Source organism: Gordonia terrae, assembly GCF_051789125.1.
Classification (GTDB): Bacteria; Actinomycetota; Actinomycetes; order Mycobacteriales; family Mycobacteriaceae; genus Gordonia; species Gordonia terrae_A.
The window spans coordinates 4780401-4795644 of record NZ_CP196526.1 but is presented as its reverse complement, the minus strand read 5'-3'; the positions used below and the strand labels follow the sequence as shown (position 1 = coordinate 4795644).

Here is a 15244-nt window from a genome sequence, read left to right as displayed (position 1 = left end):
CCTGCCACTTCACGAGAAAGAACTCTGCGAATCACCATGAGTGACAACATGATCAACTGGGAGAAAGACGCCGACGGCGTCGTCATCCTGACCATGGACGACCCCAACCAGGGCGCCAACACGATGAACGCGCTCTACCAGGAGTCGATGGCCGCGACCGTCGATCGCCTGGAGGCCGAGAAGGACGACATCACCGGTGTCGTGCTCACCTCGGCGAAGAAGACCTTCTTCGCCGGCGGCGACCTCAAGGACATGACCAGCGATCGCAGCGGTGTCTCCAAGGAGGAGCTCGCCACGCAGATCACCGAGTCGACCAACGGCATGAAGAAGGTGCTGCGTCGTCTCGAGACCCTGGGCAAGCCGGTCGTTGCCGCCATCAACGGTGCCGCCCTCGGCGGTGGCCTGGAGATCGCGCTGCACACCCACTACCGCATCGCCGCGGACGTCAAGGGTGTCCAGATCGGTCTGCCCGAGGCCACCCTCGGCCTGCTGCCCGGTGGCGGTGGCGTCGTCCGTACCGTCCGTCTGCTCGGTATCCAGAACGCCCTCATGGGTGTCCTGCTCCAGGGTCAGCGCTTCAACCCGACCAAGGCCAAGGAGACCGGCCTGGTCAACGAGGTCGTCGGCTCCATCGAGGAACTGATCCCCGCCGCCAAGGCATGGATCAAGGAGAACCCCGAGGCCCAGCAGCCGTTCGACGTCAAGGGCTACAAGATCCCGGGCGGTGCCCCCACCAACCCGGCGTTCGCCGCCAACCTCCCGGCCCTGCCGGCGCTGCTGCGCAAGCAGATCAAGGGCGCCAACATGCCGGCTCCGCGTGCCATCCTGGCCGCTGCCGTCGAGGGCGCGTACGTCGACGTCGACACCGCCGACATCATCGAGACCCGCTACTTCGTCTCGCTGGTCACCGGCCAGGTCGCGCAGAACATGATCAAGGCGTTCTTCTTCGACCTGCAGCACATCAACGGCGGCGGCTCGCGCCCCGAGGGTTACGACAAGTTCACCGCCAAGAAGGTCGGCGTCATCGGCGCCGGAATGATGGGCGCGGCAATCGCTTACGTGTCGGCGAAGGCCGGCATCGAGGTGGTCCTCAAGGACATCGACCTCGATGCTGCCAAGCGCGGTAAGGGCTACTCGGAGAAGCTCGAGGAGAAGGCTCTCGCCAAGGGCAAGACCACGCAGGAGAAGAGCGACGCTCTGCTCGCCCGCATCCACCCGACCGTCGACGCCGCCGACTTCAAGGGCGTCGACCTCGTCATCGAGGCCGCCTTCGAGTCGGTCGAGGTCAAGCACAAGGTGTTCCAGGAGATCGAGGACATCGTCGAGCCCGACGCCGTCCTGGGCTCCAACACCTCGACCCTGCCGATCACCATCCTCGCCGAGGGCGTGAAGCGGTCCGAGGACTTCATCGGAATCCACTTCTTCTCGCCCGTCGACAAGATGCCGCTGGTCGAGATCATCCGCGGTGAGAAGACCTCGGATGCCGTGCTGGCCAAGGTCATCGACTACACCCTGGCGATCCGCAAGACCCCGATCGTCGTCAACGACAGCCGCGGGTTCTTCACCAGCCGCGTCATCGGCACCTTCGTCAACGAGGCCATCGCGGCCGTCGGCGAGGGCATCGAGCCTGCGTTCATCGAGCATGCGGGCACCCAGGCCGGTTACCCGGCCGCGCCGCTGCAGCTCATGGACGAGCTGACCCTGACCCTGCCGCAGAAGATCCGCAAGGAGACCGAGGCAGCGGCCAAGGCCGAGGGCAAGGACTTCCCGCAGCACGGGTCCAACGCCGTCGTCGACTGGATGGTCGACAACGGCCGCACCGCCCGTAAGGACGGCAAGGGCTTCTACGACTACGACGAGAACGGCAAGCGCACCCAGCTCTGGCCGGGTCTGCGTGAGCACTTCAAGTCGGGCACCAAGGAGATCCCGCTCGAGGACATGAAGGAGCGCATGCTCTTCGCCGAGGCCCTCGAGACCGTCAAGTGCTTCGACGAAGGTGTCCTCACCTCCGTGCCGGACGCCAACATCGGTTCGATCTTCGGCATCGGGTTCCCCGCCTGGACCGGTGGTGTCATCCAGTACATCAACGGTTACGAGGGTGGCCTGCAGGGCTTCGTCGACCGCGCACGCGACCTCGCGTCGAAGTACGGCAAGCACTTCGAGCCGCCGGCCTCGCTCGTCGAGAAGGCCGCCAAGGGCGAGAAGTACTGATCTGAGCTGACACTCAAGAACCCCGGCCGGACGTGTTCCGGCCGGGGTTCTTGCTGTTCGCTCACCATTTCCGTTCCCGCTCACCGAAATCGAGTGAGCGGGAACGGAAAGAGTGAGCGTCATGCAGCGAGCAACCCGAGCTTCTGCAGCCACGGTCGCAGGATCTCGTCGAGTTCGCCCTTCCGCAGCGTCGCCCATGTCCACCGGACGACCACCACTCCGGCGGCCCGCAGCCGGTCCTCGCGGATCTTCTCTCGGATGACGGCGTCAGCCGATGTCTCGCCGGGTTTCACCAGCGCGCCGTACTTCTGCAGACCGTCGAACTCGCCGACGAGCAGCCCCTCCCAGTCGAAGTCGCACCGGTACCTGTCACCACCGATGAGGTACTCATGCTGCAGTGTGGGGGTGGGTAGGCCGGCATCGATGATCTGGGCCCGGCTCCACGACTCCCCGACGCTCTCCGACGCCGCGTCGGCGAACGGCAGGGCGCGCCTGGCGTTGCGAGCGCTTCGACGCCGGCGGCCGGACAGCAGGTCGCTCATCGTCTCGCGGTCCGCGCCGAGCCGCAGCGCGGCGTCGAAGACGACGAGCGCCTGCGCAAAGGTGCCCATGATGGCGACGTCGACCGCAGTGCGCTCGATCGAGGTCGTGCGAACCCCGTCGATCTGGATGATCTCGGCGGGGTCGAGTGGCGCGGCGTGGATATGTCGCTGTGCCCGGATGGAGCCGCCCGAAGTGCGACCGGTGGTCACGTGGACGAGGGACAGATCGGGATCGAACATCGGCAGACTGAGCACTACAGCTGCGGAGGTATGACTGAGGGGGTGTCCGTCCGCCCGTTCCGAGGTGGCGGCGGCGAGCGCGCGGAGGCGATGCCGCTTCTCGGCCGAGTCCGCACCTGTGGGCTGACCGGCGGCGGCGATCCAGACGCCCGGGATCACACTGATCAACTCGCCGCGGGTGACGGCCCCGGACAGCTCCTCGTCGGAGAACCCGGCACGGAGTGCGGCGTCACGATGGAGGAGTCCGAACCGGTCGGCGGGGAACATCAGCATGGGTACTTCGACGCAGCGGAGCGCTCCTCGGTTCCATCTCCACTGCCGCTCACGATATCCGTTCCCGCTCACATGATCTGGGTGAGCGGGAACGGATTCGGTGAGCGGGAATTAGTCGTCCGACGGCACCTCGGCACCGCCGACGCTGAGGACCACCCGCGCGCCGTAGGGCACGGACTCGACGAGACGCAACTGCGCCAGCGCCGGGTGGGCGTCGAGCAACCGGCCCGCATTGGCCAGTGCGCGCAGGGCGGCGGTCTCGGCGCGAGCCGCCTCCAGCTTCGCCAGACCACGGGTCTTGGCGGTGATCACATCGAGGGCCGCGCTGCGTACCTCGGCCGGGACGATGACATCGCGGACGACGACGTCGAGCACTTCCATGCCCACGGCGCTCGCGGCCGCGCCCGCTGCGGCGCGGATCGGGGCGACGTCGACCGTGTCGCCGCGTCGGATGAGGTCGTCCGACGCGACGCCGGCACAGACCTCACGCAGCTCGATCTGGGCGGCCAGGTAGACCGCGCCGATCGGGTCGGAGGCCCGCTCGACGAAGGCGACCGCGTCGATCACGCGGGCGCGCAACGTCATCGAGATACGGACCGCCATGGAATCGGCGGTGAGGATCTCCTGCGGTGCGACCTGGATCAGGCGCTCACGCAGGTCGACGCTCAGCGTCGCGTCGGGCATGCGTACGCGGTGACGACCGGTGGGCAGCGTCTGGACTTCCGCACCCCGGTAGGCCAGCACGGTGTGGCCCGGTGGGACGGTGATTCGGTTGTGGAACAGCATGGCGATCCTCCTTTCCGTTGCGTCGCAATGCTTGTCGGGACAGAGAGTTCGGATGGCGACACCGCTCGCGGGCGGGCCCGGCCGGTGGGGTGCGCCGCGGAGTCGCGGACGACCCGGACGACGACCACAGGACCGACGGGCCCGTGCTCCCGGGAGCGGCGCCGTGTCAGGACTCGAACCTGCTCGGGAGGTATCCCTTGCCATCTGAAGGCGGACGAGGATTCCGACGCGCAGAAACACGTCGCGGTATCCCGCTCCGGTCTGCTGGTCCTCGTGCCGAACGGGAACTATGCCAGCGTGGGGTGCTGGGGCGCAATGGAATAACGAGCATCGATCTCGGCTCCCTGATGAGCAATCTTGCGTCGTGGGCCACGAAAGACCTGCCCCGAGGCCCCATTTCGTGACCGACAGACTTCAACTCGACCCCTGGACCTCGATCGAAGTCCATCGGTCGAGTTGAAGTCTGCCGGTCGGGGGCCCGACCTCCTGTGGTTCATTCGATTCAGGGAACCGAGGGGCTCGTCGATCTCGACGCGCTCCTTCGTCTCTTGCTTGGCCCGGCGATTGTCTGCTCCTCGCACCTCAACATCTGTGGCCTGGCGGCCGTCATGGACTACGACCGAACTCTGCTCCCTGAGACCGAGCCACGAAGGGTTTCCTGACTCGGTCGCCGGACCCTTCGTGACGCGCCCTCCGCAAGCTCCGGGTGCTCCTCAGGGAGCGATGGGTTGCCGCTTTCTGCAAGCTCCGGGTGCTCCTCAGGGAGCGATGGGTTGCCGCTTTCTGCAAGCTCCGGGCACTCCTCAGGGACCGGGGGTCAGCAGACCTCTCGGGCTCGAGACCAGCGGTTTTGTGGTTCTTTAGGATTGGGGATCGGGGGATGGAACCGTTCGGGCGCCGGGCGCGTCCAAGTGTTCGTGATCCCGATTCCCGCTGATCGTTCCGGCCTGATCTTTCGCGAGCACGCGCTCCGCGTCGGATTCTCCGAAGCCGACCTGGACGAGTCGGTGATCCGCGATCACCTCGTGCAACTGGGGCCTGGCGTGTTCGCGCTCGCGGTCGGGTACCTGCTGTGGTCGCGGACGTGATGACACCCCGCGCCGAGACGACGACCGGCGTATCGGGACGTGCCCGATACGCCGGTCGTCGACCGAATTCGATATGTCAGGCCGGTCCGCCGATCGCCTGGCCGTTCATCGTCTGGCTGTTCTTCGCCGGCCCACCGATCGTTGTGCGGCCACCGATTGTGGTGTCGTCCGGCACCTTCGGCTCGGTCCGGCGGAGCAGCAGGACGAGTCCCAGGGCGACCGCGACCGGAGCGCACGCGATGAGCACGATGGCACTCGTCGACAGTCCCAGTCCGATCAGGGCGCCGCCGACGATCGGGCCGACCACAGATCCGAGGCGGCCCATCGAGGACGCCCAGCCGACACCCGTCGCGGCGGTGGCCTGCGGATAGATCGACACCGCGACGGCGGCCTGCCCGATCATGCCGGCCTGCAGTCCGAGCCCGACACCGCCGAACACCACCAGCAGCAGCGCCTTGTCGGCGCCGAGGAAGGCGGACAGGATCAGGAACACGATCGCAGCCACTGTGGTCCCGGCGAGGATCGAGCTCATCCGGTACCTGGTCGCGCCGAGGATCAGTACCCCGGCGCCGACGATGCTGCCGACGCCCAGTGCCGCCGACCCGAGGGGTGCCAGTCCCGTGCTGAAGCCGTAACTCGTCAGCAGGGTGGGCAGCCAGGACGAGAAGATGTAGAAGACCGAGAACACCATGAAGGCGAAGCCCCAGAGCAGAATGGTCCGCCCGCGCACTTCTGGGTCGAACAGCCGGGCCACGGCCGCGTGGTGGCGGGCCTCCGAACCCGGGGCCACACCGGTCAGCGTGCGCTCGTCGGGCAGCCACACCCACAGGAAGGGGAACAGGACTGCCGAGGCGATGGCGCCGGCGACGAACACCGACGGCCAGCCGTACGCAGACACCAACCGTGTGCCCAACAGTCCGGCGATCAACGCTCCCATCGAGATGCCCATCGTGACGAACACCGCGATCGACTGCCGGTGCCGGGCCGGGTTGAGTGCGGTCGCCTGTGCCACCGCCGCCGGCATGACGGCGCCGAGACCGAAGCCGGTGACCAGGCGCAGCACGCTCAGCTCGACGATGTTGCCGGCCCAGGCCGTCAGCAGACTACCGACGGTGAAGACGATCACCGCGGCCAGGATGACGTTGCGGCAGCCGAAGCGTGCGGTGAGCCGGCCGACGGCGATGTAGCCCAAGGCGACACCGAGGCTGGTCAGCGACAGCGCGGGTGTGAAGTGGGATGCGGGCACACCCCAGTCCTCTTTGAGCGCCGGTACCGAGAGGCCCAGGGCGATGGTGTCGTAGCCGTCGAGGACGACGGCGACGAAGGCGAGGATCAGGACCGGCCAGTTGGGTCTGTCGACTGCCGGTGCTGAGTTGTTCGGGCTGGAGTTGAGAGTTGGTCCGCTCACGATGGCGTCCTAGGTGTGTAGTCGGCGTGGCTGACGCCGGTTCGAGTGATTCTAGTCGGCCGCGGGTGCGGCCTTCGGGAGAAATCCCTGTGCTTCGACCTCGACGCTGAGGCCCGGCTCGACCAGTGCCGACACCTCGACGAGGGTCGAACACGGGAAGTCCCCGGAGAACATCGCGCTCCGGGCGCGTCCGACCGCCGCCTTGTCGGCGATGTCGGTGACGAAGATGCGCAGGACGACGATGTCGTCGACCGTCGCGCCGCACGCCTCGGTGAGTGCGCGGACGCGGCGAAACGTTTCGACGGCCTGTGCGTGCGTGTCGTTCCCACCCACCGGACCGTCCGAGCCGCCGGCGTGCATGCCCGACAGGAAGAACTGGTCGCCGACGACCCGGGCGTTGCTGAACATGTCCGGACGGGGCGGTTCCACGACGTCGGGGTGTCCGATCCGGGTCATGAGGTCACCGCGGCACGCCGCGCATCGGATTCGCGGGTCAGTCGTTCGCGGACCGGTAGGAAGTCGTACGTCGGGTAGAAGTCGGTGGCGAAAGAACCCCACGCCCGCCGTTCCAGTTCGACGTTCACTGCGGGCAGCCGGTCGGCCGGGAGCCGGAGGGTCACGATCTGTCCGATCCCCATGGCGACGACCCAGGAGACGATCTCGCAACCGGCGGGCGGGAAGCCGTGCCACCAGTCGTTCTCGTCGAGCCGACCCTGCAACTGTTCGAGGTTCTGACTCTGATCGTGGCGCAGCACCACGGTGAGCAACATCGTCTCGCTGGCGGTCATGCGTTCGCTGCGACGAGTTGTTCGGCCTGGGCGACGGCGTCGGCGCGGTAGATCCGCCGAATACGGGAGACCCCGAGATCGTGCTGGTAGAGGTGCTCCTCTCGGTCGGCGTCACCGGCGAGCGCCTCGAGGACCAGCCGGTCCTGTTCGAGGACCTCCCAGTGCTTGGCCTCCAGCGTCGTCCGATACAGGAACCGCCAGGTCTCGCGTTCCCAGCCGGACACGCGGCGGGTGCGCCAATGGAAGATCGCCGACGTCGAGCGGTCGATGGGCGTGCTCATCCCGACGATCCCGAACACCCCGCCGGGGCCGGCGCCGGGACCGTATGGGATCTCGAGGTCGACGTAATCCATTGATCCGCGGACGAACTCGACCCAGTCGAAGTTGACGCCGCGCTGGTCGGTCTTCTCGAAGAAGAAGCCGCGGTCGGTCTCGCGGATGCGGAACCGCGCCGAGGTGTCGCCACCGAACATCGAATGCGAATTGCGGTGCAGGAAAGCGCCGTGCATGGGGTCGAGGACGTTGTCCATGTAGAAGCGCCACGGTCCCGCCCATTCGGCGAAGTTGCCGAACCACGACACCTCCGGATCGGACAGCCGGTCGGGCAGCACGAACGGGGTGGGCACCGACTCGGCGGTGAGCGGAAGGAAGGCGAAGATCGTGTCGGCTGCCTCGACCACCTCGAGCGACACCGTCGCCCGGCGGCCCTCGAGGGCACACCCCGGCATTCCCGGCACCGACACGACGGTGCCTTCGCCGTCCACCTGGACACCGTGATACGCGCAGGCGATGCGGTCCCCGAGATGTTGGCCCACCGACAGCGGCGCGCTGCGGTGGGGACACCGATCCTCGAGCATGCGGACCCGTCCCTGCGCGTCGCGGAACAGCACCCAGTCGACCTCGAGCCGACGGACCGGGACCATGGCGCCGGGTTCGAGCATCCGCGACGGGAGGATCGGGTACCAGCGGTCCCGGAGTCCCGTCGCCGCGATCTCGTCGGCGTCGAGGTGACGGCGGGTCCCCACGGCGTAGGTCGGGGTCCGTCGCGCGGAGGGCCGTTCGCGGGACGCGGACCTCTGGTCGGAGGTGGGCTGTGTGGTTGTCATGTCATTTCCCCAATCTGCGCATCTCGGCGCGGAAGGTCTCGGCGGTCCACGGACCACCGTCGGGTCCGTGGAGACCGAGGGCGTTCAGGCCGTCGGTGACCTCGTCGAGAGTCGTTGCCCCCGCGGTGAAGATCTCGGTGACGGAACCGGCGAGCTTGAGCTCGTAGGGGGTCAGCGGTTCCGGATGTGTCTGGTGCGTCTCGAGGTAGGGCTCGCGGGCTGGGCGAGTCATCATCGGAGAACTCCTTCGTCGATGAGTGGGGTGGGCTGGGCGAGGAGGCGGCCGTCGCGGGCGGCGAGGCCCTCGGCGATCGCGACGAATGAGACGGCCCACTCCTCGAAGGACTCCCGGCACTCGGTGTGCGCGGGGACGGGGGCGCCGTCGAGAACGACGAAGACACCGTTGTCGATGTCGCCGGCAAGCGTCTGCGCCGCACCGAGATCGGTGTCGGCGTCTGGCGCGGAGGCGAGCACCAGGGTCGGAACCCGCACGGAAGGAAGTATCTTCGTCGTCTCCGCGGTGAGTGGTGCGGGCTCGGCCAGGATGAGACTGAGCACGAGTTCCGGATTCTCGACGGCAAGTGCGACCGCGTCGGCGACATCGGTACCGGAGGCGAAGACGTGGGCCTGGTCTCCCGAACGCACCCGCGTCGCGAGGTCATCACCCCACCAGAGGGCCGGGGTGGTCATGACGAAGCCCCCGACGGATTGTGCTCGGTGGGAACGTGCACGGGTGGGACGAACGGGCCGGGAGCGGGCTCGATGGCCTCGACATCCACCTCGATGAACGACGGTCCGCCGCGTTGCACCGCGGCCTCGAGGGCCTCGGCGATGACGCCCGGACCCCGCACGAGCCGGTAGGGGATGTCCATCGACGCGGCCAGCAGGTCGAACCGCGGGGTGTGGAGGTCGACACCCGAACGTCGGAAGCCGTTCTTCTGCTGCATGTTCCGCAGCACTCCGTAACCGCCGTCGTTGACGACCAGCACGATCACCGGGGCGCCCGACCCGGCCAGGGAGGCGAGCTCGCCCAGGTGGACGGCGAGTCCGCCGTCGCCGGCCAGCACAAGTGTAGGGACGTCGGGCCGGGCATGCGCCGCACCGATTCCCATGGCGAGTCCCTGACCGATGCCGCCGCCGAGCGGGAAGATGTTGGTGCCGCGCTCGTAGATCGGGAGCAGGCGGTTGCCCCATTGGCTCGACGGGATCGTCACGTCGCGGGCGATCACCGAGCGGCGAGGCAGCGCAGTGCGGATCGCCGTGCAGATCTCGGCGTAACCGCCGATGTAGGTCGTGAGATCGGCCCGGACCTCCTCACGGACCGCTGTCACCCGGGCGGGCCACTCGTCGACGGTGGCGACCGTGTCGAGGCGGTCGAGGATCGCCGTGATCGTGTGTGCCGCATCGCCGGTGAGTCCTACCGTGGCGGGATAGACCCGGCCGATCGTCGTCGGCTCGACGTCGATCTGGATCATGGTCGCCGGCAGCGACAGCGAGTAGGACGCCGTCTCGTTCGACCGGAAGTGCGTGCCGACGGCGAGGAGCAGGTCGGCGTCGTCGAGCAGCGCTCGTACCGCGGGAGTGGTGCCGAAGTTGCCGATGACCAGCGGGACATCCTCGGCGACGATCCCGCGTCCGGAGTTGCTGGTGACGATGCCCGCGCCGAGGCTCCGCGCGAGCTCGGCCACCTGGTCACCGGCACCGGCGGCCCCGCCACCCAGCCAGAGCAGAGGCCGTTGCGCGTTCCGCAGCAGATCGGTGGCGCGGGCGATGGCGTCGGTGTCGGCCACGGGCAGTGCGACCGGCGTCGACGGAGCCGGTCGCTGGGCGTCCGGTGAGGCGAGATACTGGAGGTCCGTGGGCCATTCGACGCTGGCGGGGCCCGACGGTGCGGCGAGGATCCGCGCGATGGCGGTCTCGAGTTCGGCCTCGACGTCCTTGGCCTCGGTGATGGTGGTGGAGTACGCCGAGATCGCGTCGAGCATCTGCGGCTGGGCCGGGAACTCGTGGATGACCCCGCGACTGGCGGCCGGCCGGCCGGGTGCGAGGAACTCGCTCTCGATCTGTCCGGTGATGTGCAGGACGCGGCTGCCCGCGGTCAATGCCTCCACCATCGAGCCCGCGGCATTTCCGGCCCCGGTACCGGTACTGGTCAGCGCGACGCCGAGACCGCCTGACGCGCGGGCGAATCCGTCGGCGGCGTTGACCGCGGCAGCCTCGTGCCGCATCTCGACGAACACGAGGTCGCGGTCGACGGCTTCGACGAGCGGGAGATTGTGGATGCTGATGACCCCGAAGACGGTGGTGACGCCGTGCCGGCGCAGCACCTCGACGAGGACGTCGCCGCCGGTGGGTCGGCGGTTCTCGGTGTGTTCGGTCATCGGATGGATCTCCTGTTGCTGGGTTCGTATGGGGAGGGCGGGACTCGTGTCAGGCAAGAGCGCGATCAGACATAGCGGTGCACCCCGCCGCCGACCTCGAGCGTGGCGCCGGTCGTGTAGCTGTTCCGCGGCGAGAGCAGGGTGGCGATGGGAAACGCGAGCTCGTCGGCGGAGCCGAAGCGTCCCAGTGCGATTCCGCGGTCATCGGCGATCTCCGCGCTCCACGCCGCGAAGTCGTCGGCGCCGCTCTCGGCGAACCGGCGCTGCCACTGCCCGGTGTCGATGAGGCCGAGCAGCACCGAGTTGACGCGCGTCCCGTCGGTCGCGAGCTCCTCGGCGAGCGAGCTCGACAGGTTCAGCAGGCCCGCCCGGGCCGCGGACGTGACTGCCAGGCGGGTTTCGGGCTGCCGCGACAGGATGGCGTTGACGATCACCACGGCGCCGCGGTCCGACGCCGCGAGCGCGGCACGGGTGGCACGAATGACGTGCAGGGCGCCGAAGATCTTGAGGTCGAACTCGTCACGGATCTCCTCGTCGGTGGTCTCGTCGAGTGACCGCATGAGCGACCGGCCGGCGTTGCAGACCACGCCGTCGAGACCACCGAGGCGATCAACGGCGGTGGCGACGAATGCGTCGACCGACGCGCGGCTGGTGACGTCGCACGAGGCGGTGACCACGTCGGTGATCGCGGCGAGATCGGCTGTCGCGGAGCGAAGGCGGTCCTCGTCCCGGGCGCAGAGTGCCAGCCGCGCGCCTTCCTCGGCGAGGAGCCGGGCGGTGGCGAGACCGATGCCGGAGCTCGCGCCGGTGATCAGCAGCCGGCGACCGGCGAGTTGCAGGTCCATGGGTACTCCTCGGGGCTGGTGGTGGGGAAAGGTGGTGCGGGGCCGCGTCGTTCAGCGGAAGATGAAACCGCCGTCGACGACGATGGTCTGACCGGTGACGAAAGCGGCGTCCTCGGACAACAGGAAGCGGACCACACCGGCCACGTCCTGCGGGGTCTGTTCGCGGTCGAGTGCGCGTCCGGCGGCGTAGGTGCGGTACCGGTCTTCGGGAACACCCTCGGTGGCCTCGACCCGGATCAGCCCGGGCGCAACGGCATTGACGCGGACACCGTGTGGGCCGGCGTCGCGGGCCATCGATCGCGTCATGCCGATGACCGCGGCCTTGGACGACACATAGTGCACCAGCCGCGGCGACCCGTACATGGCGACGTCGGAGGCGATGTTGACCACAGCGCCCTGAGAGCGGGAGAGCAACGGCCACAGGTACTTCGTGACCGACCAGGTGCCGCGGACATTGACGTCGGTCAGTCGGCCGAACTCGTCGTCGGCGAGTTCGAAGAACGTCGCACCGCCGACGCCGTCGGCGATCGCGGCGTTGTTGACCAACCCCACGACCCGGTCACCGTCGTCGTCGAGACGATCGGCGAGTGCCCGCACGGAGTCGACGTCGGCGATGTCGGTGACGATGGCGAGCGCGTCGTGGCCGCTCTCGCGGAGTGCGGCCTCCGCGCGACCGGCGGTCTCGGCGTCGCGTTCGGCGATCACGAGCCGATGACCGTCCCGGCCGAGCCGCTCGGCGATGGCCCTGCCGAGACCGCGCCCGCCACCGGTCACGACGACCGTGCCGGCGTTCACGGCAGGCTCCCGAGGAAGTCCATGACGTGGTCGGCGACCGTGCCGGGGCGTTCCTGGATGGCGACGTGTCCGGCGTCGGGGACGATGCGTAGCACGGCCCCGGGGATGCGTTCGGCCAGGAGGCGCGACTCGTCGACTCCGGTGATGGTGTCGTGCTCGCCGACGACGACGAGGGTGGGTGCGGTGATGGAGGCCAGGTCGGCGCCGAGGTCGGTGGCGGCCATGAACTCCGCCGCGACCCCGAATCCGGGCAGACGCACGGCTGACATGGTGCGCTGGACCTCGGCGGTGATCGAGGGGTCGGCGCCCGGGGCGGTGAGTGCCCCCGCCCGCTCGGCCGCCACCGCGGCGGGGCCGCGGTCGGCGAGACCGGTCACGCGCGATCGCATGGCGGCCGCCCTGTGCGCGGAGGTGCCCGAGCCGCGGGTGCTGTCGGCGACGACGAGCGCGCTGACGAGGCCGGGGTGCCGGATCGCGAGTGCCATCGCGATCACCCCGCCCCAGGACGTGCCGAGCAGGACGACCGGCCGGTCCGGGGACAGCGCACGCACCACGTCGGCGATCTCGTCCACCGGGTCGACGCCGGCGCGTGGATCGTGGGAACGTCCGTAACCGGGCGCGTCGGGACACCAGCAGTTCAGTCCCGCGGCGGCGAGTCGTGCGGCGAGCGGTGCACAGGACGACGCCGCTCCGCCGATGCCGTGCAGCAGCACCGCGTCGTGTTCGCCGCGGACCTCGCGTCCGGACGGGTGGGCCTCGACGTGCACGCGTTCGAGAACTGGTGTGGCGGTGATCATGCGACACCCACGGGTTCGGGCAAGGCGATGAAGTAGTCGGGGTCTCGCGGTGTCACCAGGGAGCTCACACCGTGGTCGGGAATGCCGGCCATCGCCGAGCGGACCGCGGTCGTCGGCGGGCCTGCGGTGCCCCACTGATCGGACAGTTCGGGCGTGCGTCGCCAGGTCCGGCACAGCCATGCGTCCTCGTCGATCTGCGCCACCTCGGAGGTGTACTCGCAGACGAGCCCCGCCGGATCGGTGAAGTAGGAGAATGTGTTGTCGCCGGGGCCGTGGCGGCCCGGACCCCACTGCGGCGAGATCCCGTGGGAGCGCAGGTTGCCGATGCCGCGCATGAAGTGGTCGATCGAGGTCATCTCGTAGGCGACGTGGTTGAGCGCCGGCCACGCCGCCTGGTTCAGCGCGATGACGTGATGCTCGGAGTTGCACCGGAGGAATGACATCTGGCGCTCCGACCAGTCCGACACCCGCATTCCGAGGACCTGGGTGTAGAACGCCGTGATCCGTTCGATGTCGGTGGTGTTCAGGACGACGTGGGCGATCTTGCGCGGGATGGCACGACGGCCCGCCGGCTCCTGCGACGACACGGCGTGGACGTCCGCCGACAGCTCGACGGTGCGTCCCTCCGGATCGACCAGTGCGAGACCGTAACCGCCACCGGCGTCGTCGAGCGGACCGGGCTCGCGGAGCAGCGGTACACCGATCCGATCGAGTGCGCGGGCGGCGTCGTCGACCTCGCGAGGTGTCCCCAGCGCGAAGCTGAAGCCGCCCAGGGCGTTCGAGTCGCCCCGGCAGAGGTCCAGGACGTGGTGCTCGGTGCCGGTGGCGCGGAGCCAGAACCGGTCGCCGTCCTCGTCGACCGTGCTCAGTCCCCACACCTCGTGGTAGAAGTCCCGCGAGGCCAGGGGATCGGGGACGCTCAGTGTGACCGACCGCAGGCTGCGCAGTCGGCACACCGGCTGGTCGGTGAGAACGGGAAGCTGGGAGTAGAGCACGGGATTCCCCTAGAGGTCGAGTACGAGTTCGGCTGAGTGGCAACGCGAGACGCACGGAAGCATCGTCTGGCCGCTCGCATGTTCGGTGTCGGTGAGTACGAAGTCGCGGTGGTCGAGGTCGCCCTTAACGACCCCGACCTCGCAGGTTCCGCAGATGCCTTCGGTGCAGGAGCTGGGGACATCGACGCCGGCGTCGGCGAGGGCGTCGAGCACGGACCTCTCGGCCGGTACCGGGATCCGCTGACCGGTCCGTTCGAGGACGACGTCGAAGGCCGTGTCCCCGCCGGTGTCCACCTCGACGACCGGCGCGGCGAAACGTTCGCTGCGCAGGGGGATCTCCGGAGGGACGACGCCGGCGACGGCGTCGAGCAGTGCGCCGGGCCCGCAGCAGTACGCCACCGATCCGGGCGGCACGTCCTCGAACAGCGCTCTCAGGTCGGGCAATCCGCCGCGCTCGTCGTCGGCATGAACGACCGACGCCGAGTGCGCGGCCACCTCGTCGACGAACGCCATCGACCGTCGTGACCGGCCCGCGTACAGCATCCGCCAGGACCCGCCCTCGGACTCCAGCCGGCGCATCATCGCGACGATCGGGGTGATGCCGACGCCGCCGGCGATCAGGATGTGGTGCGCGGCATCGGGGTCGACGGCGAAGGCGTTGCGCGGACCGTCGACCTCGATCTCGGCGCCGACGGACAGTCGGTCATGGACATATGTGCTTCCGCCCCGGGACTTCTCGGCCCGGAGGACGGCCACGGTCCAGCGCGACGAGTCCTCCGGCGCCGAGCACAGCGAGTACTCCCGCACGAGCCCGTCCGGCAGACGAAGCGCGACATGCGACCCCGGTTCCCAGCGCGGGAGTTCGGCACCGGACGGATCCACGAGGGTGATGCTCGTGACGCCGTCGGCCTCCCAGGTCTTCTGGTGCACGCGAAGGACTCTCGTCGTGTCTGCGGACATGGTGGGCACCTCTCGGGTTCGGGTACGGG

At 68.8% G+C, this 15244-nt stretch carries 16 protein-coding genes; 2 read left to right on the top strand and 14 right to left on the bottom strand.

Going from position 1 to position 15244, the window contains the following annotated elements:
* The first annotated feature begins 36 nt into the window (after positions 1-36).
* Entirely contained in the window at positions 37-2211 is a 2175-nt protein-coding gene (locus ACSUZC_RS21865; RefSeq protein WP_439030539.1) for a 3-hydroxyacyl-CoA dehydrogenase NAD-binding domain-containing protein, read from the top strand.
* Positions 2212-2330: 119 nt separating this feature from the next.
* Here ACSUZC_RS21865 and ACSUZC_RS21860 read toward each other — a convergent pair whose 3' ends face one another.
* Both ACSUZC_RS21860 and ACSUZC_RS21855 read right to left on the bottom strand, forming a co-directional pair.
* Complete coding sequence (locus ACSUZC_RS21860; protein ID WP_439030538.1) at positions 2331-3266, bottom strand: hypothetical protein; 936 nt, start codon at positions 3264-3266, stop codon at positions 2331-2333.
* A gap of 111 nt (positions 3267-3377) precedes the next feature.
* Positions 3378-4052, bottom strand: coding sequence for a slipin family protein (locus ACSUZC_RS21855; protein ID WP_439030537.1), 675 nt, complete (start codon positions 4050-4052; stop codon positions 3378-3380).
* 917 nt (positions 4053-4969) lie between these two features.
* Between ACSUZC_RS21855 and ACSUZC_RS21850 the strand changes: the two genes are divergently transcribed.
* A complete protein-coding gene (locus ACSUZC_RS21850) occupies positions 4970-5140 on the top strand; it encodes a hypothetical protein (protein WP_439030536.1) in 171 nt (56 codons plus the stop codon).
* A gap of 76 nt (positions 5141-5216) precedes the next feature.
* Here the strand turns inward: ACSUZC_RS21850 and ACSUZC_RS21845 are convergent, their stop codons facing one another.
* The 12 genes from ACSUZC_RS21845 to ACSUZC_RS21790 form a co-directional block, all read right to left on the bottom strand.
* Complete coding sequence (locus tag ACSUZC_RS21845; RefSeq protein ID WP_439030535.1) at positions 5217-6548, bottom strand: MFS transporter; 1332 nt, start codon at positions 6546-6548, stop codon at positions 5217-5219.
* A gap of 51 nt (positions 6549-6599) precedes the next feature.
* Positions 6600-7004, bottom strand: a complete 405-nt coding sequence (locus ACSUZC_RS21840) for a RidA family protein (protein WP_439030534.1) — start codon at positions 7002-7004, stop codon at positions 6600-6602.
* The gene (locus ACSUZC_RS21835; RefSeq protein WP_439030533.1) at positions 7001-7336 is read right to left on the bottom strand and encodes a hypothetical protein; all 336 of its coding nucleotides are present in this window, start codon (positions 7334-7336) and stop codon (positions 7001-7003) included. Before ACSUZC_RS21835 ends, ACSUZC_RS21840 begins: the two co-directional genes overlap by 4 nt.
* The gene (locus ACSUZC_RS21830; protein WP_439030532.1) at positions 7333-8442 is read right to left on the bottom strand and encodes a Rieske 2Fe-2S domain-containing protein; all 1110 of its coding nucleotides are present in this window, start codon (positions 8440-8442) and stop codon (positions 7333-7335) included. The genes ACSUZC_RS21835 and ACSUZC_RS21830 overlap by 4 nt, the downstream gene beginning before the upstream one ends.
* Before the next feature lies 1 nt (position 8443).
* The gene (locus ACSUZC_RS21825) at positions 8444-8677 is read right to left on the bottom strand and encodes a recombinase-like helix-turn-helix domain-containing protein (RefSeq protein WP_004018951.1); all 234 of its coding nucleotides are present in this window, start codon (positions 8675-8677) and stop codon (positions 8444-8446) included.
* Positions 8674-9132, bottom strand: a complete 459-nt coding sequence (locus ACSUZC_RS21820; protein WP_439030531.1) for an alpha/beta fold hydrolase — start codon at positions 9130-9132, stop codon at positions 8674-8676. Before ACSUZC_RS21820 ends, ACSUZC_RS21825 begins: the two co-directional genes overlap by 4 nt.
* Positions 9129-10823: a thiamine pyrophosphate-binding protein gene (locus ACSUZC_RS21815; RefSeq protein WP_439030530.1), complete on the bottom strand. Its 1695-nt coding sequence runs from the start codon at positions 10821-10823 to the stop codon at positions 9129-9131. The genes ACSUZC_RS21820 and ACSUZC_RS21815 overlap by 4 nt, the downstream gene beginning before the upstream one ends.
* A 65-nt stretch (positions 10824-10888) precedes the next feature.
* Entirely contained in the window at positions 10889-11668 is a 780-nt protein-coding gene (locus ACSUZC_RS21810) for an SDR family oxidoreductase (protein WP_439030529.1), read from the bottom strand.
* Positions 11669-11719: 51 nt separating this feature from the next.
* Positions 11720-12463 carry an SDR family oxidoreductase gene (locus ACSUZC_RS21805; protein WP_388055890.1) on the bottom strand — a complete coding sequence of 248 codons (744 nt, stop codon included), beginning with the start codon at positions 12461-12463 and terminating at the stop codon, positions 11720-11722.
* A complete protein-coding gene (locus ACSUZC_RS21800) occupies positions 12460-13260 on the bottom strand; it encodes an alpha/beta fold hydrolase (RefSeq protein WP_439030528.1) in 801 nt (266 codons plus the stop codon). Before ACSUZC_RS21800 ends, ACSUZC_RS21805 begins: the two co-directional genes overlap by 4 nt.
* On the bottom strand, positions 13257-14255 hold the full coding sequence (locus ACSUZC_RS21795; RefSeq protein ID WP_439030527.1) for a VOC family protein: 999 nt from the start codon (positions 14253-14255) through the stop codon (positions 13257-13259). Before ACSUZC_RS21795 ends, ACSUZC_RS21800 begins: the two co-directional genes overlap by 4 nt.
* 9 nt (positions 14256-14264) lie before the next feature.
* Entirely contained in the window at positions 14265-15215 is a 951-nt protein-coding gene (locus ACSUZC_RS21790; RefSeq protein ID WP_439030526.1) for a PDR/VanB family oxidoreductase, read from the bottom strand.
* Between the last annotated feature and the right edge of the window lie 29 nt (positions 15216-15244).

What these genes read in the sequence shown, in the direction of transcription:
- ACSUZC_RS21825 (WP_004018951.1), bottom strand. Translation starts at nt 8,677, where the DNA reads ATGATGACTCGCCCAGCCCGCGAGCCCTACCTCGAGACGCACCAGACA.
- ACSUZC_RS21860 (WP_439030538.1), bottom strand. Translation starts at nt 3,266, where the DNA reads ATGCTGATGTTCCCCGCCGACCGGTTCGGACTCCTCCATCGTGACGCC.
- ACSUZC_RS21835 (WP_439030533.1), bottom strand. Translation starts at nt 7,336, where the DNA reads ATGACCGCCAGCGAGACGATGTTGCTCACCGTGGTGCTGCGCCACGAT.
- ACSUZC_RS21865 (WP_439030539.1), top strand. Translation starts at nt 37, where the DNA reads ATGAGTGACAACATGATCAACTGGGAGAAAGACGCCGACGGCGTCGTC.
- ACSUZC_RS21815 (WP_439030530.1), bottom strand. Translation starts at nt 10,823, where the DNA reads ATGACCGAACACACCGAGAACCGCCGACCCACCGGCGGCGACGTCCTC.
- ACSUZC_RS21800 (WP_439030528.1), bottom strand. Translation starts at nt 13,260, where the DNA reads ATGATCACCGCCACACCAGTTCTCGAACGCGTGCACGTCGAGGCCCAC.
- ACSUZC_RS21855 (WP_439030537.1), bottom strand. Translation starts at nt 4,052, where the DNA reads ATGCTGTTCCACAACCGAATCACCGTCCCACCGGGCCACACCGTGCTG.
- ACSUZC_RS21820 (WP_439030531.1), bottom strand. Translation starts at nt 9,132, where the DNA reads ATGACCACCCCGGCCCTCTGGTGGGGTGATGACCTCGCGACGCGGGTG.
- ACSUZC_RS21840 (WP_439030534.1), bottom strand. Translation starts at nt 7,004, where the DNA reads ATGACCCGGATCGGACACCCCGACGTCGTGGAACCGCCCCGTCCGGAC.
- ACSUZC_RS21810 (WP_439030529.1), bottom strand. Translation starts at nt 11,668, where the DNA reads ATGGACCTGCAACTCGCCGGTCGCCGGCTGCTGATCACCGGCGCGAGC.
- ACSUZC_RS21790 (WP_439030526.1), bottom strand. Translation starts at nt 15,215, where the DNA reads ATGTCCGCAGACACGACGAGAGTCCTTCGCGTGCACCAGAAGACCTGG.
- ACSUZC_RS21830 (WP_439030532.1), bottom strand. Translation starts at nt 8,442, where the DNA reads ATGACAACCACACAGCCCACCTCCGACCAGAGGTCCGCGTCCCGCGAA.